The organism is Vibrio sp. 10N.222.49.A3 (assembly GCF_041475145.1).
Taxonomy (GTDB): Bacteria; Pseudomonadota; Gammaproteobacteria; order Enterobacterales; family Vibrionaceae; genus Vibrio; species Vibrio tasmaniensis_A.
This window is the reverse complement of record NZ_JBFRVM010000018.1, coordinates 25,982-47,213: the sequence shown is the minus strand read 5'-3', so window position 1 is coordinate 47,213 and position 21,232 is coordinate 25,982. Positions and strand designations below refer to the sequence as shown.

Genomic DNA, 21,232 nt, shown 5'->3' with positions numbered 1-21,232 from the left:
CAACATACTCATGTTCAGTGTGATCGCTTTTATTGGCGTGTTAAACCTTCCAACTTTGATCAAAACGTACCTTATCGAGCCCGAACCTGAAGTTAAGATCAGCGGTTCTTATCCTTCTCTTTTAAATCCAGCAGCTGAGCTTCAAGCTTTGCATTTTGCTAATTGGTCAGTTGTAGTAGAAGACGATCATTGGGCTTATCAATTTAAAGACACAGTGCTTCCTCAAACTACCAGTGCACAAGAGCTGTCACAGAGGTGGCAGGAACTTGTGGGCACCGAAATTGACTCTCAAACCTATACCGACCTCTCACCACAATTGAATACCCCGCATACCATTGAGGTTTGGTATCAAGACCAAGAAGAGCCCCAGCGTATTACCTATTATCAACTTGCTGAGTTTTGGTTGCTAAAAAACTGGAATGATCAGTGGCTGGCGGTGTCTATTGAAGAGAGCTACTTGTTTCCAAGCTTTGGCTCAGGAGATTCATTTAAATCAGACCATCTCTTTAAAGCAGACAAGCTATCTATATCAGACAAATCACCTAAATCGGACGACTAACTATGCCTGAATTACCCGAAGTTGAAGTAAGCCGCATGGGGATCTCGCCTCATTTAGTCGGTGAGAAGATTAAAACTCTGACTTTTCGTACACCTAAACTGCGTTGGGATATCCCTCAAGAACTTAAGCTATTAGAAGGGCAGGTGATTCGCTCTATTTCACGCCGAGCGAAGTACCTATTGATAGAAACCGATACCGGAACAGCCATTGTTCACCTCGGTATGTCTGGCTCACTGCGCGTGTTAGATGCAGACTTCCCGCCAGCAAAACACGATCACGTGGATCTTAAGTTAACCAATGGCAAGATATTGCGTTACAACGATCCGCGTCGCTTTGGTGCGTGGTTATGGTCGGCGCCTGATGAGATACATACTGTATTACTGGGTTCTGGTCCTGAGCCACTAACTGACGACTTCAACGCAGATTACATTGCTGAGAAAGCAGAAAAGCGTAAGGTTGCCGTCAAACAGTTCATTATGGACAACAAAGTAGTGGTAGGTGTGGGGAATATCTACGCCAATGAAGCGCTGTTTTCTTCACGAATTCATCCACTTCGCCCAGCAAGCAAAGTGACAAAACAAGAGTGGATCTTGTTAACCAAAGAGATCAAACAAGTACTCGCTACCGCCATCAAACAAGGTGGCACCACACTCAAAGACTTCGCCCAAGCGGATGGAAAACCGGGATATTTTGCTCAAGAGCTGCAGGTTTATGGTAAGGCTGGTGAACAGTGTCCGAGTTGTAGTGAGAAGCTTGAAGAGCAAAAAATCGGACAGAGGAATACGTTTTTTTGTTCTCAATGTCAGGTATAGATGTATAGCTCTCAATACAGAGCTTGATATCACTTGAAGCTGTGTCTAGGGCACTTTATCTGATAAAATGTCAAGTCACCCCTTTGATTTATAGTTTGAATTATGTCGTCTTCATTTCTAAAGGCAGAGTCTATATCTAGAGCTTTGTTGCTAATTCCTTACCTATGGTTAGCTATTGGTATTATTTGGATGCCTCAGGGCAGCAAACCTTTGGTCGCTTTGGTTTTGGTCGCAGCTATCGCCCAGTTAGCGGTAAAGGGCTTTTCTCAGGTTAAAGAAAATCTGAAAACTAATATGTGGTTATGGGGCGTGTGGCTAGCTTTGATGTTCACCATTGTTAGCTACATAACTTATGGGGCAAGTTCTCAAGAATTAAGAGGTTTATTATTGACACTTGTTTTACTGATCGTTCTTCCTCAGTCGTATATAGTAAATATTCGTTGGGTTCAATATTTATTATTTTCAGCAGCGTTGGCTTGTTGGGCATTATCTTGTTGGTACTCTATGATCGAACCTACCCCACGAGGTCATTGGCCGGTAAACCCGATTCCATTAGCTATGCACCAAGGCCTCGTTTCTGTGCTTTCCATTGGCGCACTGTTGACGACATTTAAAGGCAAACGAAGCGGTTTACTTGCCGTCAGTGCCATCATATCAGGCTTGTCGGTATTGTTAACCCAGTCAAGGGGGGGGATCTTAGCTCTAGCTTGTTGTTACTTTTTGGTGGCGGTTAGTGTTGTCGTTCAAAAAAAGGGCAGTTTTAAAATTATCGTCATCTCCTTTTTAGTGCTCTTCGGTTCGGCGTTATTGGCTAAGGATGCGCTTATCAAACGATATCAAGAAACGGAGGCCGAGTTTTATCAAATGAACCATGGCAATCGAGATACTTCGATTGGTTTAAGGCTACAAATGTACCAAGCGGGTTTGGAGCTCTTTGCTAGTCACCCCATGTTAGGTCATGGAGAATTCACACGTGAGTATGCAGAAGATAACCTAACTGGTTATACACCGACCGGTTATCATTTTATCTCACAAGCACATTTACATAATAACTACATTGATAAACTGGCTCGTTCAGGGGTGATCGGTTTTATATTTTTGTTATATTTACTTTTTTATCCAATTTATTTTGGAATAAAAAAGCATCCGCAATGTGTTTGGCTATTGAGCTTACCCGCAATTTATTATGCTTTGACCAGTGTCACCGATTCGCCGTTTAGAAATGGCGACACCACGGTTGTCTATTTGGTTGTGATTGGCACACTCATGCACTATGCAAGTAGGAAAGTTAAGGTTGAAATAAATAACAGTGATGATAACGAAATATAAGCAATCACGATGAAATTATTCTATTATCTAAAACATGCCTTGCTCTCTATCGCACCTCGTTTGTATTTTTCAAAACAGTTTGAAAAGCTGGAAAAGTCATATTCCGGTCAAGCTGACTATATAAAAACCAGAGTAAATTATTATGTGAAAGGGCTCGGCGACTTTGATAAGGCTAGTCTAAGCTGCGAGATTAGTAATTATTCTCGAAAAGGCTACACATCTTATTTCTTTGATCTTAAAGAGTTTCTTCATTATTTTCCAAAGTACTTTCGTTTCAGTTACTACTTTGGTGATGAAACGCATATAGAGCCAGTTCCAACGTTATTTAAAGCTCGTCCGATTGCTGGGAACAATAGTAACTCTGTACTATTTAAATTAGATAAGCGTCGTCATTTCCGATTCGTGGATGATAGCTTAAGTTTTTCTGATAAAAAAAATATGGCCGTATTTCGTGGTGCTGTGACTCAACCACATAGAATTCGTTTTATGAAAACTCTGTATGGTCATCCACTGATGAATGCAGGTCAATCGAATACTTCAGAGCAAAACCCAGAGTGGCAACAACCATTTATGACAGTCGAAGAGCAGCTTCAATACAAATTCATTATTTGTCTTGAAGGGAACGATGTTGCATCAAACTTGAAATGGGCAATGTCTTCAAACTCACTTGTCGTTACTCCAAAAATGAAATTTGAAACGTGGTTTATGGAAGGCACTCTGCAGCCAGGCATACATTATGTAGAGGTGAAGGATGACTGGTCGGATTTTGAGCAAAAAATTAAATACTATTTAGACAACCCTAAAGAGTCTGAACAGATGATCAAAAATGCGCATGAATACCTTGCTCCTTTCCAAGATGAACAACTAGAAAAATTGGTTTGCATTAAAACACTTCAAGAATATTTTAGACTATCTGGTCAAGCTATTAACGAACACGCTATTAACGAGCAAGACAAATGAAAATTCTGATTATTGGCCCGTCATGGGTTGGAGACATGGTGATGTCTCAAGGCTTATATGTTGAGTTACAAAGACAGTATCCTGACGCAAAAATTGATGTTTTAGCGCCAGCATGGTGTAAGCCTATTTTGGAAAGAATGCCACAAGTCAATCAAGCTCTTGAAATGCCATTAGGGCATGGGCAATTTGATCTGAAATCTCGTTATAAGATCGGCAAATCGTTGAGGGAAGTACAGTACGATAAAGCGTACGTATTACCTAACTCCGCGAAATCAGCTTTAATTCCCCTGTTTGCACGCGTTCCTGAACGAGTTGGCTGGAAAGGTGAAATGCGTTTTGGTTTGCTTAATGACGTTAGAACCAATAAAAAAGCGTTTCAATACATGTTAGAGCGATATGTAGCGTTAGCGCACCCTAAAGCTGAAATGACGGGTAGTGGTTGTTTAGGTGAATTGTCATCATTACCTTTTCCAAGCCTACAAGTTGTTGACTCCAGCCAACAAAAGGCTATGGAGCAATTTGGTTTAAACAATCAAAGGCCTGTCCTTGGTTTATGTCCTGGTGCTGAGTTTGGCCCTGCGAAACGTTGGCCTGATAATCACTTTGCAACAGCAGCGACAGCGATGATAAAGCAAGGTTACCAAGTGTGGTTGTTTGGCTCGGCTAAAGATCGTGAAGTAACCCAAAAGATAATCGAACAAGTCCCTGTTAATATGCAGCAGCATTGCTTCAATTTAGCTGGAGATACGAGCTTAATTCAGGCTGTAGACTTGATCGGGGCTTGTCGTACTGTCGTTAGTAATGATTCTGGGCTGATGCATGTGGCCGCCGCGGTGGGCTGTAATGTCGTGGCTGTTTATGGCTCTAGTTCACCTAAATATACGCCTCCGCTAACGAACAAACTGGCGATCATCAATACCGATATTGAGTGCCGACCTTGCTTTGAACGAACTTGTCCCAAGCAGCACCTAAAGTGCCTAACTGAGTTAATGCCGAGTAGAGTCATTAGTGCTATTGAGCAGTTTGATGTAATTTCCCAAGGCAAAATATAAATAAGGTCGTCATATGAGCACTGTCGTTCGTTGGGCCTATACCGCGTTACTTTTCCTTGTAAGCCCTATCCTGCTTTGGGGCTTATATCGTTCCAAAGCAAACAAACCACCTTTTGGTCGTCGTTGGAAAGAGCATTTCGGGTTTACACCGTCGATCAATAATAGACAGTCGGGCGTGATCTGGCTTCATGCTGTTTCAGTAGGGGAAGTGCTGGCGAGTAAGAAGTTAGTTGAACAACTGGCGATACAAAACCCAGATAAAAGAATACTGATCACTACAACAACGAGTACAGGCGCTGAGCAGGTAGAAAAGATGAGTGGTTCGATTAGCCACCGCTATATGCCTATTGATTTTAGTTGGTGTGTTCAACATTTTATCAATCGCGTTCAACCAGATAACATGCTCATTATTGAAACGGAATTATGGCCAAACACCATTAACACCGTTGCTAAAAATGATATTCCGATGATATTAGTCAATGGACGATTATCCGAAAAATCAGCCAGTAATTATCAAAAGATGAGTTCGTTAATTTATCCGACAATCTCTAAGTTAAGCTTAATATTGACGGTACACTCTGATGATAAATCTCGATTTGAGTTACTAGGTGCGCCGAGCGAAAAAGTCATTGTCACAGGCTCAATTAAGTACGATGTGTCGATTGATAATAATGTAATCGCACAAGGCGAGCATCTTAAAGATATTTTGGGGCAGGGTAGGCAGATTGTTGTCGCCGCGAGCACTCATGCTGGTGAAGATGAACAAATTTTTAGAGCTTACCAGCAAGCCAAAAGAGAACTGCCAAAGTTACTCTTAGTGATAGTACCTCGTCACCCTGAACGCTTTGATTCAGTTGCTGAATTGGCCAAAAACCAAGGCTTAGTTTTGGTTCGTCGAACCGAAGTTGTTGACGACGTACCGCTTGGTGTCGATGTCTACCTAGGAGATACGATGGGAGAGCTTATGGTTATGCTTTCTGCGAGTGATCTCGTCTTTATGGGAGGAAGCCTACTTGGAAAGAAAGTAGGAGGGCATAACTTCATCGAACCTGCATTGCTTCAAAAATATTGCTTAACAGGGCCGAGCTATTTCAATTTTGCAGACCTGGCGAATCAATTGATCGACTCGAGCGCACTGTCTGTTGTAGCCGATGAGAATGAGCTTGCTTTACAAATGATCAGTGCATTATCCAAGCCTAAAGAGTTAATTGAAAAAGGGCGAATAGGCTATGGTATAGTTCAACAGAATCAAGGTGCGTTACATAAAACACTCCAATTGATACATCATTCAGCCACCAATAATCAGTCAACCAATATTGAGACATCACGATGATCAAAACTTTTGTTATTCATGTAAGCAAAGGCTACGAAGAACGTAGAAAACATATAGATAAGCACCTGCCAGAAGTGGGCATCACTGATTACGAATATATGTTAGCTGGTGATATCGATGATCTATCTGATGACGTTAGAAATGGTTTTTTTGACGACTCACTGAGGCTCCCTGAGAAGTCTTGCTTTTATAAGCACTACTTAGTGATGAAAAAAGTCGTAGAAGAACAAATTCCACAAGTATTAGTGTTAGAAGATGATGCTTTTTTAAATAGCGATTTTATTGAGCAACTAGAAGCTTTCCAAAATGAACTTCGTGGTGAAGAAAAGTATCTTGTAAATATTGAAGAGGCATCGAGCTTAGTACCTGCATCAGTAAGAGTTCCAAATCAACATCTGTACTTGTGTAAAACGAACAAGCTTACTGGTGGTTTGCTTTATGACCTTAGTTTTGCTCGTGCAATGGTAGAGCATATGGAAAGCAATATAACTGACGCACCTATTGATGGTTATATTGGTAATGAGCGAACGACATTAGAGTACAATATTTTTTGGACACACCCACCTTTGGTTCGTCAGGGTAGTAAAACCGGTGCATTTGATAGTGAGTTGAGTGGTAGAACCTCAGGACTTTATGCGACGGTTAGAAGTTGGTTTAAAGAGGGATACCGAACTCATGTTCGAAGCCATGTCAGCAGCAAGCACAAAGCACTTTTTAAAAATATTACGAAGTACTAAATTATGAAATCAGAATTGGCTAGAAAACACTTAACATTTGTTATTTATGGCAATGATAGAACTTACTATCAAGGCGCAAGGTTTTGCATTTTGTCTTTTTTAGCCAATTGGGTTGAGGCAAATGGAACTAGGCCTGAAATTTCTGTTCTAGCGGAAGAACCTGAGCACTTCGCTAATATGCCAATTAAAGTGTTTCCGATATCGCCTGATCAAAAGGCTGAATGGAGTCTAGACAATACTTATCACTTTAGAATCAAGAACCGCGGCTTAAAATATCTTTGTGATAATTTAGAGTTGAGTTCTGAAGATAAACTGCTTTTTCTAGATACAGATACGTACTTTAACGTGCCAACAAACGTTTACTTCGACTCTATATCGGATAAAAACGCGTTACTGTTTTGCTCAGAAGTGAACATCAATACTTTGCCAAGCACCAATGAGTATTCACATATCAGAGATAGAGATATAAAACTTATGGATGGCAGTGTCTACCGCACTAATCCAAACTCAGTTATGTGGGCGTCGGCAGTCATTGGTATCACCGGAAAAAACTCATCGGCTTTTGATTATGCCGATGTGTTGATTCAAGCGTTACGTCAAGAAGGGTGTGAGGCACACACTTTAGAGCAGTTTGCGCTATCTGAAGCGCTCTCTACGCAGGTGAATATTGAACCAGCGAAAGCTTGGCTCAATCATTATTCAACGAGTGGGCGAAAAGACTGGGCGAGAACGGTGTTGGAACAGTTCTTTGAAGAACACGGAGATAAACCATTTGAAGAGCAAATACGCTTAGCTAAAGAAGTGTCCTTCAAGCGCCCTCTTGCTGAAGTGATTCGAGGGCATATCTATAAAAAGAAAAAGAAACTTCGTAAGTTATTTGGTTTGAAAGAAGAATAAATCATAGACTCTCAAGGGTACTCACTTTGTACCCTTGTTCTATTTGTGAAAAATCAAAGTGCTGAGCATCAATCCTTCCTAATCGAACTTCTTTTTCGAATGAGCGCTTAAGTCGCTTTAAATTACTCTCTTTCCAGCTATTACCTGTTTGCGTTAGGCATTTATCAAAATCGATAATCCAAACCTTGCCTGCTTTATCAACGAGAATGTTATGGATATTGAGGTCGGTATGATTGACCCCGGCATCGTGCATTTTTCGAATTTGATGACCAATATCGTTGAAATGGGAATCGGATAGTTTTTTGTTTGATAGTATCTTTACTAAGTCTTCTGCGTCGGAAATCTTTTCAATTAAAATATCGGCTTTGTAAACGAGCCCTTCTTGCGAAACTTTCGCAGCAACGGGTGTCGGGACATTAACTTTATGTGTGGCTAGAAGCTCAAGTAACATTAGCTCTTGGTATGCTCGTGAGTTCTCTAATCCAGTAAATAAATAGCTGTCTCTAACTAGCTTTCCAAACAAGCCGCCGCGATGATAATGTCGAAGAGCGAAATTGCTTTTTTCTCCCTTAACAAACCATGTTGTTCCTCTACCTTGAGCGTGCCCCAGTATTGCTTGATTCGCCTTCCAATAATCCACAGAAAAAGCCAATTCAACGTCTTCGGTGAGTAATTTAGGATTATACCAGTACGTTGTTTTATGGATTTGCTTTGTTGTAAACATGAATCACTGTCTCGTATTGGGGAGTTTATGGCATACTTGGTAGAACAGTATATCAAACGCCGAACAGATTAATGAACGATTCATGTAGTTACCAAAAAATATTAGTTGTTGCCACTCATTGCATTGGTGATAGTTTGTTGATCTCTGCTTTTACCCATAGTCTGAGAAAAGCGTTTCCGACCGCAACAATAGATGTTTTAGTTAATGCTAGAGGGGAGATGGTTTTTGGTACCAATCCAGACGTTGACTCTTTAGTTGAAATTCCGCCAAGAGCATCCGTTAAGGACTATTACCGGATTTTAAAAACGCATGGTCGATATGATTTAGTCGTCAATGAAATGCTTAATGATAGAACAGCTATCTATAGTTTTATCTTTGGTAAGAAAAGACTTGGTGCAATTGATGAATCGCTTTCTGGCGCCTGGGTTAAAAAGTTAATTTATACTCATTACATTAAAGAACAGCATCGCTTTGAGCATAAAATGAGTCGCGTTGCTCGTATGCTGGATACCATAGATGTTAATTGTATTGCACGGCTAGTCTCTCCCGAAGAGTTATTACCTTCAGTGGTTCAAAAGAGATTGCCATCAAACTACATTGTTGTGCATGCGCCATCCTCCAACGAAATTAAGCAGTGGCCAGTCTCGTATTGGGTTGAAGTCATCAATCGTTTGATCTCTGCAGGCTATAACATTGTCTTATCTGGCGCTAAATTAGAACGCGATGAGACCATTGTTGAACAAATCATGAGTCAAGTCCCTGAGTCGAACCAACTGGTCAGTGTTTTAGGGGAATTATCATTAGCTCAAACTTCGGTATTAATAAAACATAGTGATGGTTTTGTTGGACCTGATAGTGGCCCGGGTCACCTCGCATCAGGTTACTCTATCCCAATTGTATCTATTATTAGCGTGGCACCAGCAAGCATGTGGTCACCTTGGCCATATGAAGAGCCAATTGATGTAACGAACAATTTATACAGCAATGGTGTTAGCTCCCAAAGAGTCGCCAATATTAGACTTGTGCAATCTGAACGTAACTGCGTCCCTTGCTATAAAAACAGATGTCAGATTAGCGATGATGTCTATTCGCCATGCCTTCAAGATATCAAGCCAGATAACGTTGTTTCTGCTGTTCTAGAAATGATGCCATTGGAATCGATCAATGAATAACGCTCTTTCTGCTCCAAAATCTATTTGTATTCTGCGTTTATCTGCCATTGGTGACGTTTGTCATGCCCTTTCTGTGGTGCAACTTATTCAAGCTACCTATCCAGAATGTCAGATCACGTGGGTGATGGGAAAAATCGAAGCTCAATTACTTGGTGATATACCTGGAATTCAAGTTGTAGTGTTTGATAAAAAACGCGGCCTAAAAGGAATGAAAGAAGTATGGAGATCCCTGCGTCTAACTCGGTTTGATTATTTACTGCATATGCAAGTTGCACTAAGAGCCAGCCTGTTAACGATAGGGATAAAGGCAAAAGTAAAACTTGGCTTTAGTTGGACACGTGCCAAAGAGGGGCAGTGGCTCTTTACCAATCGCAAGCTGCCAAAAACGGACGCATCTCATGTGTTAGATAATTTCTCTGAATTTGCTTACTTTTTGGGGTGTTCCAAACAGGTGCCGACATGGGATCTTGCTTTGTCTGATGAAGATCAAAGACTATCGATGGAGCTTGCGCATGAGCCGTATATTGTTATTAGCCCTGCCGCGAGTAAAGATGAGAGAAACTGGTTAGTTGAGCGCTATGCCGCTGTCGCCGATCACGCTTATCAGTTAGGCTTTAAAGTGGTTTTTTGTGGTGCTCCAACGGATAGAGAGCGCAATTTAACCGACAATATCTCTCAGCACATGACATCACCTTGTATTAACTTAGTAGGCTCAACTTCGTTAAAGCAGCTTACCGCAGTGATTGGTAAATCCAGTGTTGTGATCGCTCCTGATTCAGGGCCTGCACACATTGCGACGACTCAAGGTGTCCCCGTGATTGGTTTGTATGCGCACAGTAACCCAATGCGAACAGGGCCTTATCATAGTTTAGACAGTGTGGTTTCTGTCTATGAACAGATTGCTGAAGAGCAACACGGTAAAGCGGTTGACGAGCTTCCATGGGGAACCCGAGTAAAAGGAAAAGATCTTATGGCTCTTATTTCAACAGAATCGGTGATTGAGCAGCTAGACCGTGTATTAGGCCGATTGAAAAACAAGAAAACATCCAGTGAATAAAGGAATGTCATGAAAATAGCAATATACCCAGGTACTTTTGATCCAGTGACTAACGGCCACTATGACTTAATTAAACGTGCTGCATGTATGTTTGAAAAGCTTGTCATTGGTGTCGCAGAGAGCCCAAGTAAAGCCACCTTATTTAGCTTAGATGAGCGTGTGGCCTTATTGCGAGAAACTTGCCATGAATTACCTAATGTCTCCGTCGAGGGTTTTAGCAGCTTGCTGGTTGATTTTGCGACCGAGCAAAATGCCTCAATTTTGGTGCGTGGCTTAAGAACAACAATGGACTTTGAGTATGAGTTTGGTTTGACGACAATGTATCGTCGATTAAAACCAGAACTAGAGAGCCTGTTTTTGACACCTTCAGAAGAGTTTGCTTTTTTATCATCAACATTGGTTCGTGAAGTCGCTATTCATGGTGGAGAAATAGAGCAATTTGTTCCAGGGTGTGTTCATCAAGCTGTTGTCGCTAAAGTAAAAGCTTTTAAAAATTAAGTGATTATGAATATTTTAATGTATACAAGAGCTACGTTACCTGTGGTGAATTATGGTGGAACCGAACGAGTCATTTGGGACCTAGTTTATGCTTTGCATCTTGCCGGGCACCGAGTGACGCTGCTCGCTGGCAAAGGCACAAAGTGTGATTGGGCGAGAGTCATCGAGTATCAACCGAATGTACCACTGCAAAGTCAGCTTCCAAATGATATTGATGTTGTACATTTCCACTCTGATCTAGAGCCTATCTCTTATCCCTACATTTTAACGCAGCATGGTAATTCAGACGGCCCTATTGACCCTAATACCGTCTTTGTTTCATCTCAGCATGCAAAAAATCATGGTGCACAAGCTTATGTTTACAATGGCTTGAATTGGGATAACTACCAAAAGCCTAACTTTAACTTGCAACGAGAACGTTTCCATTTTCTTGGGAAAGCGGCGTGGCGAGTTAAAAATGTTCAAGGTGCCATTGATATTACCAAGAAAGCTGGCCAGCAGCTTGATGTGTTGGGCGGCCATCGATTGAACCTAAAAATGGGTTTCAGGTTAACGTTAGATCGTCATGTTCGTTTTTTAGGGATGGTGGACGATACAACGAAATCTCAGATCATGACTCAGTCAAAAGGTCTGATATTCCCCGTGACTTGGCATGAACCGTTTGGCTTAGCGATTACAGAGAGTTTGTATTTTGGTTGCCCAGTGTTTGGTACACCTTATGGCTCACTGCCGGAATTAGTTTCTAGTGAGGTAGGTCTTTTATCGAGCTGTGAACAAGATCTCGTAGAAGGGATCTTAAATTCTGACACCTATGATTCAGCTCGTTGTAATGAATACGCGAGAGATCAATTCAATGCCAATGTCATGGCTGCAGCGTATGTTAGTTATTACGAGAAGGTAGTTGAAGGTAATAAAGCCAATAGTGCATTAGGAAGTATTGTCGAGTCTTTTAAAAGGTTGCCTTATGAACGATAAATTGAAGCCAAAACTGGTTTTTGTAGGCTACAAGCAACAGTATGAAAAACTAGAAATTGATGTGCTATCGTCTGATTATGAAAAGCATCATATTTTCTTAAGCAAGTGGTTAGTGAAATTAATTTCCTTTTTATTTTTCTACAGTAAAAAACACTATCATGAGGCTTATGGAGCGATCATAAGACGAAAAATAAAGGCGCTAAATGGCTTTGATGTCATATTCACAACCGACTCTTTGAGAGACATTAAGTCAATATCAAAGGTTAGTGGGAGGAAGATTATTCTTTTTAGGAATATTACAGATGGGAGCTTGAACCATCTTTTAGATGATTTTGAAATATATACGTTTGATGAGGGTGATGCAAAAAAATACAACTTTAAGCATGCTTATTCTCCGATGCCTCAACTAAAAATTATTGATGAGATAGCAAAATCCTCTGATTACGATGTGTCTTTTGTGGGGGTGGATAAAGGAAGGAAAGAAAAGGTTCAAAAAATAGAAGAGGCATTGGGTGATTTTAAGTGCAACTTTATTGTGTTTGACAAAAAACCTTCTTATTCCTATGTTGAATACCTAACCGTGATGCTCAATACCAAATGTGTACTGGAAATTGTTCTTGATGGACAGACGTCTGATACTATGAGGGTTAAAGAAGCGTTATACGCCAGAAAGAAAGTTATCACGAATAATACGAGTCTTTATAATCACCCTTTATACTCAAAAGATAATTTCCTTATATTTGACTCTCTAAATGAACTCGCAAATCATATTGAGGAATTTATCTCTGGTGACTTTGATGAATCAGTTTTGATTAAGCTTGAAGATTACACAGTTGATGGTTTTTATCATAACCTATTATTTAGTCAAAAATAATGAGACGAATAAATCCGCCTTCTAAGAAGGCGGATAATCTTTAATAAATTAGAAGATATGTGTTAATAGCCCACATATGGGTCTTGTCCATTCCTACGTGTTTTTAACAACTTTAAAATCCACATGTACTGCTCAGGTTTCGGATTAACAAAACCTTCAACGACTTCATTCATTGCCCTAGCGTCTTGATGTTCATCGCCGGATAACTCAATGGGTGCTTTGATTTCAATTTCGTATTTACCCGTCTCAATATTATAGCTGGCAAAGGTTGGAACGATCTTCGCTCGGCTTACTTTTGCTAGTTTTCCAAGTCCGGGCAAGGTTGCTTTTTCAGTCGCAAAGAAATCTGAGAATACACTTTGCTCTGGGCCATGGTCTTGATCTGGCAGGTAATATCCCAAGTAGCCATCTTTGACTGATTTGATAAATGGCTTAATGCCTCCACTGCGATCATAAACTCGTCCGCCATACTGAACTCTTTGCTTGTGCATGAGCCAATCGGTCAGAGGGTTTTTCTGGCTATTTGCCATCGCAGAAACGGGTAAGCCTCTTGAAGCTAAAAGGATAGCCGGAATGTCGATGCACCAAGAGTGAGGTACGAGCAAAATAGCACTTTGATTGTCTTTTTGTAGCTGTTGTAAGTGTTCTAATCCAATGATTTCTGAGTGTTTTTCAAGCCAACGTTTACTGCGTAATGATATGGCAGGAAAACCAAGTAAAAAGGCGCCAGCAGTTGTTAGGCAATTGGTTAGAATGGTTTCACGCTCTTGAACAGACTTTTCTGGAAAACAAAGCGCGAGGTTTATACGTGCCTTTTGTACTGAGCCACGTTGCTTCTTCGCCATTTTTGTCGCCACGAATTTTGCTATGGCTACTCGAATCGAGTTTGGCAGCAAAGAAATGGGTAGACATAGGCATAGCCCGAGCCAAGTTCCCCAGTGTTTTGGTGATAAAAACGCACTGATGAATTTGGGGTTGTATGCTTTAGGATCGTAGTCGTCGCGTTGAGTTGTCACTGTAAACCTTTAACTGGCGATATATATTGAACAAGCTAACAGTATACCGTTAGCTTGTTTTCGGGAGAGTGTAATCTAGCGATTAACTGACTGCATGTACTCGCTGACGCCTTCAGCAACCGATTTAAATTGAACATCGCAACCGGCATTACGCAACTTAGTTAAATCAGCTTGAGTAAACTCTTGGTAAGCACCTTTCAAATGCTCAGGGAATGGGATAGTTTCAATCTCTCCCTTACCGTGATGTTTAATCACCGCTTTTGCGACTTCTTCAAATGATTCGGCATTACCTGTACCTAGGTTGAATATACCTGATACGCCATTTTTTAAGAACCACAGGTTTACGGCCGCAACATCACCAACATACACAAAATCACGCTTGAAGGTTTCGCTTCCTGCGAATAATTTCGGGTTTTCACCAGCGTTCATTTGATTGTTTAGGTGGAAAGCGACAGAAGCCATGCTGCCTTTGTGCTGTTCACGTGGACCGTAGACATTGAAGTATCGAAACCCAGTGATTTGAGAAAGCGTTTCGTTGTGTGCGGTTGCATCTGCAGTTAAGCGACGCACATAGTTATCAAATTGCTGTTTTGAATAGCCGTATACGTTTAGCGCGCCTTCGTACTGCGGCTCTTCAATAAAGGTATCGGTTTCACCATAAGTGGCAGCAGAAGAAGCATACAAGAACGGAATCTCGCGCTCGATACAGTAATGCAGCAACTCTTTAGAGTATTCATAGTTGTTGAGCATCATGTATTTGCCATCCCACTCGGTGGTCGCAGAACATGCACCTTCATGGAAAACAGCCTCAATATGACCGAAATCATCACCAGCCATAACTTGAGTTAGAAAGTCATCACGATCCATGTAATCTGTGATATCTAGGTCAACCAGGTTCTTAAATTTTTTGCCATCTTTTAAGTTGTCGACAACTAGAATATCGTTGTGGCCAGCTTCATTGAGCGCCTTAACAATATTGCTGCCAATCATGCCTGCACCACCAGTTACGATAATCATATTTCTTCCTACTTTTTTGAATACAAACTCACACGAGTATAGCAAGGAACAAACGAAGCGAGCTAGTGGAATAATTCTTTAATTCTAGTGTGATATGATTGTGTTAATCTAGTCATTATTACCTACTCAAAACACGATCTTATCGGTCTTAGTATGAAAGATTCTACGTCTTCGACTTTTGTTTGTAGGCTGGCTTACGCGCGACATGAGAGTTGTTTGGTCGCAATTGATTTTGAACTATTTTAGTTGCTTAAGCATTTGAGCTGGTATTACGTATCGAACTATCCTTCGAATAGTAAGAAATAGATTTACAAAATTAGAAGAACTTTTCCTTTGAATTTTAGGGTTTTAGAAATCTTATGAAGATATTAGTTACAGGCGGCGCTGGCTTCATCGGTTCAGCTGTCATTCGTCACATTATAAATAATACATCTAGCAGCGTCGTGAATGTTGATAAGTTGACTTATGCGGGTAACTTAGAGTCTCTTGTTGACGTGGGAGAGCACGAGCGCTATGCATTTGAAGCGGTGGATATTTGTAATCGTACTGAGCTAGACCGTATTTTTGAGCTGCATAAGCCTGATGCAGTAATGCACTTGGCTGCTGAATCTCATGTTGACCGTTCGATTGACGGCCCCGCTGCATTTATCGAAACTAATATTGTTGGTACATATACATTGCTTGAAGCAACTAGAGCCTATTGGAATGAGCTTTCTGAAAGTGATAAAGCTGCTTTTCGTTTCCACCATATCTCTACTGACGAAGTCTATGGCGACTTAGAAGGTACGGATGACTTGTTTACCGAGACGACGTCGTATGAGCCATCAAGCCCATACTCAGCTTCGAAAGCTTCTTCTGATCATCTCGTCCGAGCTTGGCTACGCACCTATGGTTTACCAACCGTCGTAACTAATTGCTCAAATAACTACGGCCATTACCATTTCCCTGAAAAATTGATCCCATTGATGATCTTGAATGCACTCGATGGAAAACCTCTGCCAGTGTATGGCAACGGTATGCAAATCCGTGATTGGTTGTTTGTCGAAGACCACGCTCGAGCGTTGTACAAGGTGGTCACTGAAGGTGAGGTAGGTGAAACCTATAACATTGGTGGTCACAATGAAAAAGCAAACATTGATGTAGTAAAAACGATCTGTACATTACTTGAAGAGTTGGTGCCCAATAAGCCAGAAGGTGTGGGTAACTATCTTGACTTAATCACTTATGTCACTGATAGGCCTGGGCATGATGTACGCTACGCCATCGATGCGTCAAAGATTGAACGAGAATTGGGTTGGAAGCCAGAAGAAACTTTCGAATCAGGTATTCGTAAAACTGTCGAGTGGTACTTAGATAATAAACAATGGTGGTCACGCGTATTAGATGGCTCTTACGCTGGTGAACGCTTAGGTGTTTCTTCAGATTTAGTTGTAAATGGTAAGGTTGATAAGTAATGAAAGGGATTGTTCTTGCTGGAGGCTCAGGCACGCGGTTGTATCCACTCACTCGCGGCGTATCAAAACAGCTTTTGCCCATCTACGATAAGCCGATGGTTTTTTACCCAATCTCGACGTTAATGCTAGCTGGTATCAAAGATATTTTAATTATTACGACACCTGAAGATAACGCTGGTTTCCAACGCCTACTTGGTGATGGCTCAGATTTTGGCATCAACCTTGAGTATGCAATTCAACCAAGCCCAGATGGTTTAGCGCAAGCCTTTATCATAGGTGAAGAGTTTATTGGTGATGACAGTGTTTGTTTGGTGTTAGGGGATAACATCTTCTACGGACAGTCTTTTTCTAGAACTCTACAAAATGCAGCTTCAAAAGAGTCTGGAGCAACTGTTTTTGGTTATCAAGTCAAAGATCCTGAGCGTTTTGGTGTGGTCGAATTTGACGAAAAAATGAGAGCTGTTTCGATCGAAGAAAAGCCTGATGTGCCAAAATCTAGCTATGCGGTAACTGGTTTGTATTTCTACGATAATCGAGTTGTAGAAATGGCAAAAAAAGTAAAGCCATCTCATCGAGGTGAGTTAGAAATTACCACTATCAATGAAATGTACCTAAACGATGGCTCGCTGAATGTAGAGCTATTAGGTCGTGGTTTTGCGTGGCTAGATACAGGTACTCACGAAAGCCTTCATGAGGCTTCATCTTTTGTGCAAACCATCGAAAATGTACAAGGGCTAAAGGTTGCTTGTTTAGAAGAAATAGCTTGGCGTAATGGGTGGTTAAGTAGCCAGGATATATCAAACTTAGCAAAGCCTATGCTAAAGAATGAGTATGGACAATATCTAGAGAGGCTTGTAAACAGTGAAAGCAACTAAGACTAAATTAAAAGACATTTTGATAATTGAGCCTAAAGTTTTTGAAGATGAGAGAGGCTTTTTTATGGAAAGCTTCAATCATTCAAACTTTGAAAAATTAATTGGCCGAAGCGTTCAATTTGTTCAAGATAACCACTCTAAATCAGGTAAGGCTGTGCTTCGAGGCCTGCATTATCAAATACAGCACCCGCAAGGCAAACTTGTTCGAGTTGTCCGTGGAAAAGTTTTAGATGTCGTGGTCGATCTACGGGCTGACTCTCCAACCTATAAACAGTGGCAATCGTTTGAACTGAGTCAGGAGAATAAGAAGCAATTATGGATCCCTGAGGGTTTTGCTCATGGTTTTCTGACGTTGACAGATGAAGTCGAGTTTTTGTATAAAACAACCGATTATTACTTCCCACAAAGTGAACGTTCTATTGCCTGGAATGATCCAGAATTAAAGATCGATTGGCAATTAGATGAAGAAAGTTTGATCGTTTCAGATAAAGACAAGAATGGGCTGCTACTTAAAGATGCTGAGCATTTCTAAAAATAAGGTTTTATAAGATGACAACGCAATTATTTGTTCCAAAGTTTCGTGTTGATGAGTGTCTAGAGCATGTAAGAGAGTGCCTAGAAAAAGGCTGGACAGGAATGGGCTTTAAAACTGTCGAAATTGAGGATGAATGGAAAAAGTATACTAGCCTACCTCATGCTCACTTTTTGAGTTCAGCAACAGCGGGCCTTCACCTCGCATTTGAAGTCTTGAAGCGTGCGCATAATTGGAGTGATGGCGATGAAGTTATATCTGCATCTTTAACATTTGTCTCTACTAACCACGCTATTAAGTACGCTGGTCTAGAGCCTATTTTTGCTGATGTTGATGAGTACTTATGCTTAGACCCTCAGAGTATTGAAGAAAAGATAACAGATAAGACTAAAGCTGTTGTTTTTGTGGGGCTAGGTGGAAATACTGGTCAACTTGAAGCGGTGGCAAAGCTGTGTAAAGAGCGTGGGTTGGCTCTAGTATTAGATGCGGCGCACATGGCCGGGTCAAGGTTTGAGGGAAAGCACGTAGGTTATAATGCTGATGTCACCGTGTTTAGTTATCAAGCTGTAAAAAATATGCCTACAGCTGACTCTGGAATGATTTGTTTCCAGAACCCAGAATATGATGCGTTAGCACGTAAACTAACTTGGTTGGGTATTAATAAAGATACTTACGCGCGTACAGCCGCACAAGGTGCTTATAAGTGGAAATATGATGTTGAAGATTTAGGCTTTAAATATCATGGCAACTCAATTATGGCCGGTATGGCTTTAGTTGCACTTAAATACTTGGATAATGATAATTCTTATCGCAGACAGTTAGCTAAGTGGTATCGTGAAGAGTTATCTGAATGTGATAATGTAAAAATAGTTCCGATTGCTCAAGGGTGTGAATCATCGACACATTTACTTCAAATACGAGTTTCAAATCGAGATGAGTTACTAATCAAGCTAAATGAAAATGATATCTATCCAGGTGTGCATTATACAGATAATTCAGAGTACAAAATGTATGAAAAATCTGGTCGTTGCCCAAAAGCTTTGATAGCAAGTAATGAAATCATTTCATTGCCAATGCATATGGGCATAACAAGGCATGATGTAGTAAATGTAGTAAACATGGTGAAAAAGTACAGTAAATAAACTGTCTGCCATGTAGCTATAGCTAATTCGACCAGATGTGAACAGGTCGATCTATCTGTTTAGTGGCGATATACTGAACCACTAAACGGATAGGGATACTAATGCTAATGAAAACACGTGACAAGATTGTTTACGCAGCTCTAGAGCTTTTTAATGAGCACGGCGAGCGTAGTATTACGACCAATCATATTGCTGAACACATCGAAATCAGCCCCGGAAACCTCTACTACCACTTCCGCAACAAACAAGAAATTGTACGTGATATCTTTACTCTCTACTCGACAGAGTTACTTGAAAGATTTACTCCGATTCAAGGGCAGCAAGAAAGCCTGACGCTACTAAAGAGCTACTTAGATTCCATCTTCACGCTGATGTGGAAGTATCGATTCTTCTATGCAAATTTGCCTGAAATATTGTCACGTGATGAAAAGCTGCACCTTGATTACATGGCCGTTCAAGAAAAGCTGCAAACGAATCTTGTGGATATTATGAGAGCATTTGTTGAGTTGAATTTGCTAAAGGCAACAGATGCAGAAATGAAGTCGATGGTCACATCTCTTCACTTGATCGCATCAGGTTGGTTGGCGTATCAGTCCGCGATGTCGCCAAAAGCTCAAATTACTGAACAAGTTGTTCACCAAGGAATGCTGCAGATGATCGCAACCGTTAAACCGATTGCAACGACTCAAGGCTTTGAGCAACTGACATTGCTAGAAGATGGTGTGAGAGCGCTGAACAGTAAATAAAAGCGAAGGTGTGGGTAAGCGGTAAGTGGGATTCGGGTAACGAGAGCGGGAAAGCACAGATTCGAGTGGTGGGATATAAATCGCGACGTCATTCCCTACAGCGAGGAACGAGCGTGATAGGGAATCTTTTTATGTCAGGGCTCGAAAGATGACTCACGGCAATGTGAGATAGAGATTCCAGATATTTCGTCCCTCAATTCAGGAATGACTGAGTTTGATAAATGCGAATTCAGAGATTTTCAGCTCTTTGGGCTTGCTCTTCGCATCTCGGTTACTTATATCTCGTATCTGTTTTTACCTAACTAACCATCTTTTCGGATTTTGAGCTTGGCTGTTTCTACGAATTTCAAAGTACAGCGATGGGCGGGTTTGTCCGCCAGTGTCACCTGCAAGCGCAATAGCCTCACCCGCTTTCACCTTGTCACCTTCTTTCTTTAAAAGCGCTTGGTTAAAGCCATAGAGCGTCATGTCGCCTTTACCGTGGTCCAGCAGTACCACTAAACCATAACCACGCAAGTACTCGGCAAATACGACCGTTCCTGAGTATACGGATTTTACTTGTTGACCGTATTTCGCTTTGATCACCATGCCTTTCCAATTTACTTGACCAGTTTGGCGTGAGCCGTAGTTATGCAGAACTTTATCTTTGATTGGCCAAGGCAGTTTACCTTTACGTTTGGCTAAGCCATCCATAGGGACAGCATTGCGTCTCTCTCGTGCGGCTTTTTCTGCTTTCGCTATTTCGGCTTTTAGGCGAGTTTCATTACGTTGAAGTTCGGCTAAGTAATTTTTGTCGCCAGAGATGTTTTTCTTAATACTGCCGACGGTCTTTTTACGCTGTGTTTGGGTCTGCGATAGTTTGTTGCGCTTTGCTACCTGTTGATTTAACAGCGCTGCTATTTGTTCTTGCTCAAGTTGGCGTTGCTTATGGCTTTCTTCTAATTCAAGTTGAGTTTGTTCGATCGTTTTGATTGTTGCAGAACGCGCTTTGGCGAGGTGTTGGTAATAGTGACTAATGCGGTCTTCTTCAACGCCAGTATTTAAGATGTGAGAAGAGGCTTTGGCTCTGCTGGTCATGTAGTAAGTCTGAATCAGCTGCTCTAACTTATCGGTATGGGCTTTTTTCTGTACTGTAAGCGCTTTAATCTTATTATCTAAGCTAGCAACATTAGCATTGGCGGTATTGAGTTGTTTTTTACTTGTTTTAATGGCTTTTTCAAGCAAGGAGATAGAGAGCTCTTGTTGCTTGAGGTTTGCTTGTAAATTGTCGAGCTTCTTCTGTTGTGAGGATAGTGTTTTTTGTTGACGATATATCTCACTCGACACACCTTTCAGCTCCCCTTTCGATGCGGCAAGTGGCGATGCAGAGAAAAGAACAGCGCAAAGGCTGGCAGATATCAAAAGAACAGTGCTAATTACTTGGACTGGTTTCATCATTATCGTCATGTTGCTCTTATTAGTTTTCAGCATC

The 21,232-nt window shown here is 41.1% G+C and carries 22 protein-coding genes; 18 read left to right on the top strand and 4 right to left on the bottom strand.

Features of this window, described 5'->3' with window-relative positions:
* Positions 1–10: 10 nt before the first annotated feature.
* From AB4589_RS02185 to AB4589_RS02150, 8 genes are all read left to right on the top strand, one after another.
* Positions 11–559, top strand: coding sequence for a hypothetical protein (locus tag AB4589_RS02185; protein WP_372064024.1), 549 nt, complete (start codon positions 11–13; stop codon positions 557–559).
* Positions 560–561: 2 nt separating this feature from the next.
* Positions 562–1,371 (top strand): bifunctional DNA-formamidopyrimidine glycosylase/DNA-(apurinic or apyrimidinic site) lyase, encoded by an 810-nt coding sequence (mutM, locus tag AB4589_RS02180; protein WP_372046992.1) that lies wholly within the window; start codon positions 562–564, stop codon positions 1,369–1,371.
* Positions 1,372–1,473: 102 nt separating this feature from the next.
* Positions 1,474–2,700 (top strand): O-antigen ligase family protein, encoded by a 1,227-nt coding sequence (locus AB4589_RS02175; RefSeq protein ID WP_372046994.1) that lies wholly within the window; start codon positions 1,474–1,476, stop codon positions 2,698–2,700.
* A gap of 9 nt (positions 2,701–2,709) precedes the next feature.
* Positions 2,710–3,660 (top strand): glycosyl transferase family 90, encoded by a 951-nt coding sequence (locus AB4589_RS02170; RefSeq protein WP_372099189.1) that lies wholly within the window; start codon positions 2,710–2,712, stop codon positions 3,658–3,660.
* Entirely contained in the window at positions 3,657–4,712 is a 1,056-nt protein-coding gene (waaF, locus tag AB4589_RS02165) for a lipopolysaccharide heptosyltransferase II (protein WP_102582393.1), read from the top strand. Before AB4589_RS02170 ends, waaF begins: the two co-directional genes overlap by 4 nt.
* Positions 4,713–4,725: 13 nt before the next feature.
* The gene (gene waaA / locus AB4589_RS02160; RefSeq protein WP_102582392.1) at positions 4,726–6,045 is read left to right on the top strand and encodes a lipid IV(A) 3-deoxy-D-manno-octulosonic acid transferase; all 1,320 of its coding nucleotides are present in this window, start codon (positions 4,726–4,728) and stop codon (positions 6,043–6,045) included.
* Positions 6,042–6,782, top strand: a complete 741-nt coding sequence (locus AB4589_RS02155) for a glycosyltransferase family 25 protein (protein WP_017097386.1) — start codon at positions 6,042–6,044, stop codon at positions 6,780–6,782. The genes waaA and AB4589_RS02155 overlap by 4 nt, the downstream gene beginning before the upstream one ends.
* A 3-nt stretch (positions 6,783–6,785) precedes the next feature.
* The gene (locus tag AB4589_RS02150) at positions 6,786–7,679 is read left to right on the top strand and encodes a hypothetical protein (protein ID WP_372064033.1); all 894 of its coding nucleotides are present in this window, start codon (positions 6,786–6,788) and stop codon (positions 7,677–7,679) included.
* Between the two features lies 1 nt (position 7,680).
* Here the strand turns inward: AB4589_RS02150 and AB4589_RS02145 are convergent, their stop codons facing one another.
* Positions 7,681–8,403: a 3-deoxy-D-manno-octulosonic acid kinase gene (locus AB4589_RS02145; RefSeq protein WP_009847972.1), complete on the bottom strand. Its 723-nt coding sequence runs from the start codon at positions 8,401–8,403 to the stop codon at positions 7,681–7,683.
* Between the two features lie 71 nt (positions 8,404–8,474).
* On the opposite strand from AB4589_RS02145, the gene AB4589_RS02140 reads away from it, so the two are divergent.
* Genes AB4589_RS02140 through AB4589_RS02120 form a run of 5 tightly spaced genes read left to right on the top strand, consistent with a single transcriptional unit; the run spans position 8,475 to position 12,979 of the window.
* A complete protein-coding gene (locus tag AB4589_RS02140) occupies positions 8,475–9,575 on the top strand; it encodes a glycosyltransferase family 9 protein (protein WP_371727256.1) in 1,101 nt (366 codons plus the stop codon).
* A complete protein-coding gene (locus AB4589_RS02135; RefSeq protein WP_371709411.1) occupies positions 9,568–10,632 on the top strand; it encodes a glycosyltransferase family 9 protein in 1,065 nt (354 codons plus the stop codon). Before AB4589_RS02140 ends, AB4589_RS02135 begins: the two co-directional genes overlap by 8 nt.
* Before the next feature lie 9 nt (positions 10,633–10,641).
* Positions 10,642–11,130 carry a pantetheine-phosphate adenylyltransferase gene (gene coaD, locus AB4589_RS02130; protein ID WP_017102399.1) on the top strand — a complete coding sequence of 163 codons (489 nt, stop codon included), beginning with the start codon at positions 10,642–10,644 and terminating at the stop codon, positions 11,128–11,130.
* A gap of 18 nt (positions 11,131–11,148) precedes the next feature.
* Entirely contained in the window at positions 11,149–12,105 is a 957-nt protein-coding gene (locus AB4589_RS02125) for a glycosyltransferase (RefSeq protein WP_017102398.1), read from the top strand.
* Complete coding sequence (locus tag AB4589_RS02120; protein ID WP_017102397.1) at positions 12,095–12,979, top strand: LPS biosynthesis protein; 885 nt, start codon at positions 12,095–12,097, stop codon at positions 12,977–12,979. Before AB4589_RS02125 ends, AB4589_RS02120 begins: the two co-directional genes overlap by 11 nt.
* A 62-nt stretch (positions 12,980–13,041) precedes the next feature.
* Here AB4589_RS02120 and lpxM read toward each other — a convergent pair whose 3' ends face one another.
* Positions 13,042–13,995, bottom strand: a complete 954-nt coding sequence (lpxM, locus tag AB4589_RS02115; RefSeq protein WP_012603053.1) for a lauroyl-Kdo(2)-lipid IV(A) myristoyltransferase — start codon at positions 13,993–13,995, stop codon at positions 13,042–13,044.
* Positions 13,996–14,070: 75 nt separating this feature from the next.
* A complete protein-coding gene (rfaD, locus tag AB4589_RS02110) occupies positions 14,071–15,012 on the bottom strand; it encodes an ADP-glyceromanno-heptose 6-epimerase (RefSeq protein ID WP_029222819.1) in 942 nt (313 codons plus the stop codon).
* A gap of 359 nt (positions 15,013–15,371) precedes the next feature.
* On the opposite strand from rfaD, the gene rfbB reads away from it, so the two are divergent.
* The 5 genes from rfbB to AB4589_RS02085 all read left to right on the top strand — a co-directional run bounded on the left by rfbB (position 15,372) and on the right by AB4589_RS02085 (position 19,761).
* Entirely contained in the window at positions 15,372–16,466 is a 1,095-nt protein-coding gene (gene rfbB / locus AB4589_RS02105; protein ID WP_371709409.1) for a dTDP-glucose 4,6-dehydratase, read from the top strand.
* The gene (gene rfbA, locus AB4589_RS02100; RefSeq protein WP_372047013.1) at positions 16,466–17,341 is read left to right on the top strand and encodes a glucose-1-phosphate thymidylyltransferase RfbA; all 876 of its coding nucleotides are present in this window, start codon (positions 16,466–16,468) and stop codon (positions 17,339–17,341) included. Before rfbB ends, rfbA begins: the two co-directional genes overlap by 1 nt.
* Positions 17,328–17,873 (top strand): dTDP-4-dehydrorhamnose 3,5-epimerase, encoded by a 546-nt coding sequence (gene rfbC / locus AB4589_RS02095; RefSeq protein WP_017097373.1) that lies wholly within the window; start codon positions 17,328–17,330, stop codon positions 17,871–17,873. The genes rfbA and rfbC overlap by 14 nt, the downstream gene beginning before the upstream one ends.
* Positions 17,874–17,890: 17 nt before the next feature.
* The gene (locus AB4589_RS02090; protein ID WP_017097372.1) at positions 17,891–19,015 is read left to right on the top strand and encodes a DegT/DnrJ/EryC1/StrS aminotransferase family protein; all 1,125 of its coding nucleotides are present in this window, start codon (positions 17,891–17,893) and stop codon (positions 19,013–19,015) included.
* Between the two features lie 107 nt (positions 19,016–19,122).
* Positions 19,123–19,761 carry a TetR/AcrR family transcriptional regulator gene (locus tag AB4589_RS02085; protein WP_029222818.1) on the top strand — a complete coding sequence of 213 codons (639 nt, stop codon included), beginning with the start codon at positions 19,123–19,125 and terminating at the stop codon, positions 19,759–19,761.
* 294 nt (positions 19,762–20,055) lie between these two features.
* On the opposite strand, the gene AB4589_RS02080 is transcribed toward AB4589_RS02085, so the two are convergent.
* The gene (locus tag AB4589_RS02080) at positions 20,056–21,207 is read right to left on the bottom strand and encodes a murein hydrolase activator EnvC (RefSeq protein ID WP_371709407.1); all 1,152 of its coding nucleotides are present in this window, start codon (positions 21,205–21,207) and stop codon (positions 20,056–20,058) included.
* Between the last annotated feature and the right edge of the window lie 25 nt (positions 21,208–21,232).

Excerpts from the sequence above, each read along its gene's own strand:
- AB4589_RS02155 (WP_017097386.1), top strand. The coding sequence starts at position 6,042 with ATGATCAAAACTTTTGTTATTCATGTAAGCAAAGGCTACGAAGAACGT.
- AB4589_RS02120 (WP_017102397.1), top strand. The coding sequence starts at position 12,095 with ATGAACGATAAATTGAAGCCAAAACTGGTTTTTGTAGGCTACAAGCAA.
- AB4589_RS02085 (WP_029222818.1), top strand. The coding sequence starts at position 19,123 with ATGAAAACACGTGACAAGATTGTTTACGCAGCTCTAGAGCTTTTTAAT.
- mutM (WP_372046992.1), top strand. The coding sequence starts at position 562 with ATGCCTGAATTACCCGAAGTTGAAGTAAGCCGCATGGGGATCTCGCCT.
- rfbB (WP_371709409.1), top strand. The coding sequence starts at position 15,372 with ATGAAGATATTAGTTACAGGCGGCGCTGGCTTCATCGGTTCAGCTGTC.
- AB4589_RS02150 (WP_372064033.1), top strand. The coding sequence starts at position 6,786 with ATGAAATCAGAATTGGCTAGAAAACACTTAACATTTGTTATTTATGGC.
- AB4589_RS02090 (WP_017097372.1), top strand. The coding sequence starts at position 17,891 with ATGACAACGCAATTATTTGTTCCAAAGTTTCGTGTTGATGAGTGTCTA.
- waaA (WP_102582392.1), top strand. The coding sequence starts at position 4,726 with ATGAGCACTGTCGTTCGTTGGGCCTATACCGCGTTACTTTTCCTTGTA.
- AB4589_RS02185 (WP_372064024.1), top strand. The coding sequence starts at position 11 with ATGTTCAGTGTGATCGCTTTTATTGGCGTGTTAAACCTTCCAACTTTG.
- rfaD (WP_029222819.1), bottom strand. The coding sequence starts at position 15,012 with ATGATTATCGTAACTGGTGGTGCAGGCATGATTGGCAGCAATATTGTT.
- AB4589_RS02135 (WP_371709411.1), top strand. The coding sequence starts at position 9,568 with ATGAATAACGCTCTTTCTGCTCCAAAATCTATTTGTATTCTGCGTTTA.
- AB4589_RS02125 (WP_017102398.1), top strand. The coding sequence starts at position 11,149 with ATGTATACAAGAGCTACGTTACCTGTGGTGAATTATGGTGGAACCGAA.
- rfbA (WP_372047013.1), top strand. The coding sequence starts at position 16,466 with ATGAAAGGGATTGTTCTTGCTGGAGGCTCAGGCACGCGGTTGTATCCA.
- coaD (WP_017102399.1), top strand. The coding sequence starts at position 10,642 with ATGAAAATAGCAATATACCCAGGTACTTTTGATCCAGTGACTAACGGC.
- AB4589_RS02175 (WP_372046994.1), top strand. The coding sequence starts at position 1,474 with ATGTCGTCTTCATTTCTAAAGGCAGAGTCTATATCTAGAGCTTTGTTG.
- AB4589_RS02140 (WP_371727256.1), top strand. The coding sequence starts at position 8,475 with ATGAACGATTCATGTAGTTACCAAAAAATATTAGTTGTTGCCACTCAT.
- AB4589_RS02170 (WP_372099189.1), top strand. The coding sequence starts at position 2,710 with ATGAAATTATTCTATTATCTAAAACATGCCTTGCTCTCTATCGCACCT.
- AB4589_RS02080 (WP_371709407.1), bottom strand. The coding sequence starts at position 21,207 with ATGACGATAATGATGAAACCAGTCCAAGTAATTAGCACTGTTCTTTTG.
- AB4589_RS02145 (WP_009847972.1), bottom strand. The coding sequence starts at position 8,403 with ATGTTTACAACAAAGCAAATCCATAAAACAACGTACTGGTATAATCCT.
- waaF (WP_102582393.1), top strand. The coding sequence starts at position 3,657 with ATGAAAATTCTGATTATTGGCCCGTCATGGGTTGGAGACATGGTGATG.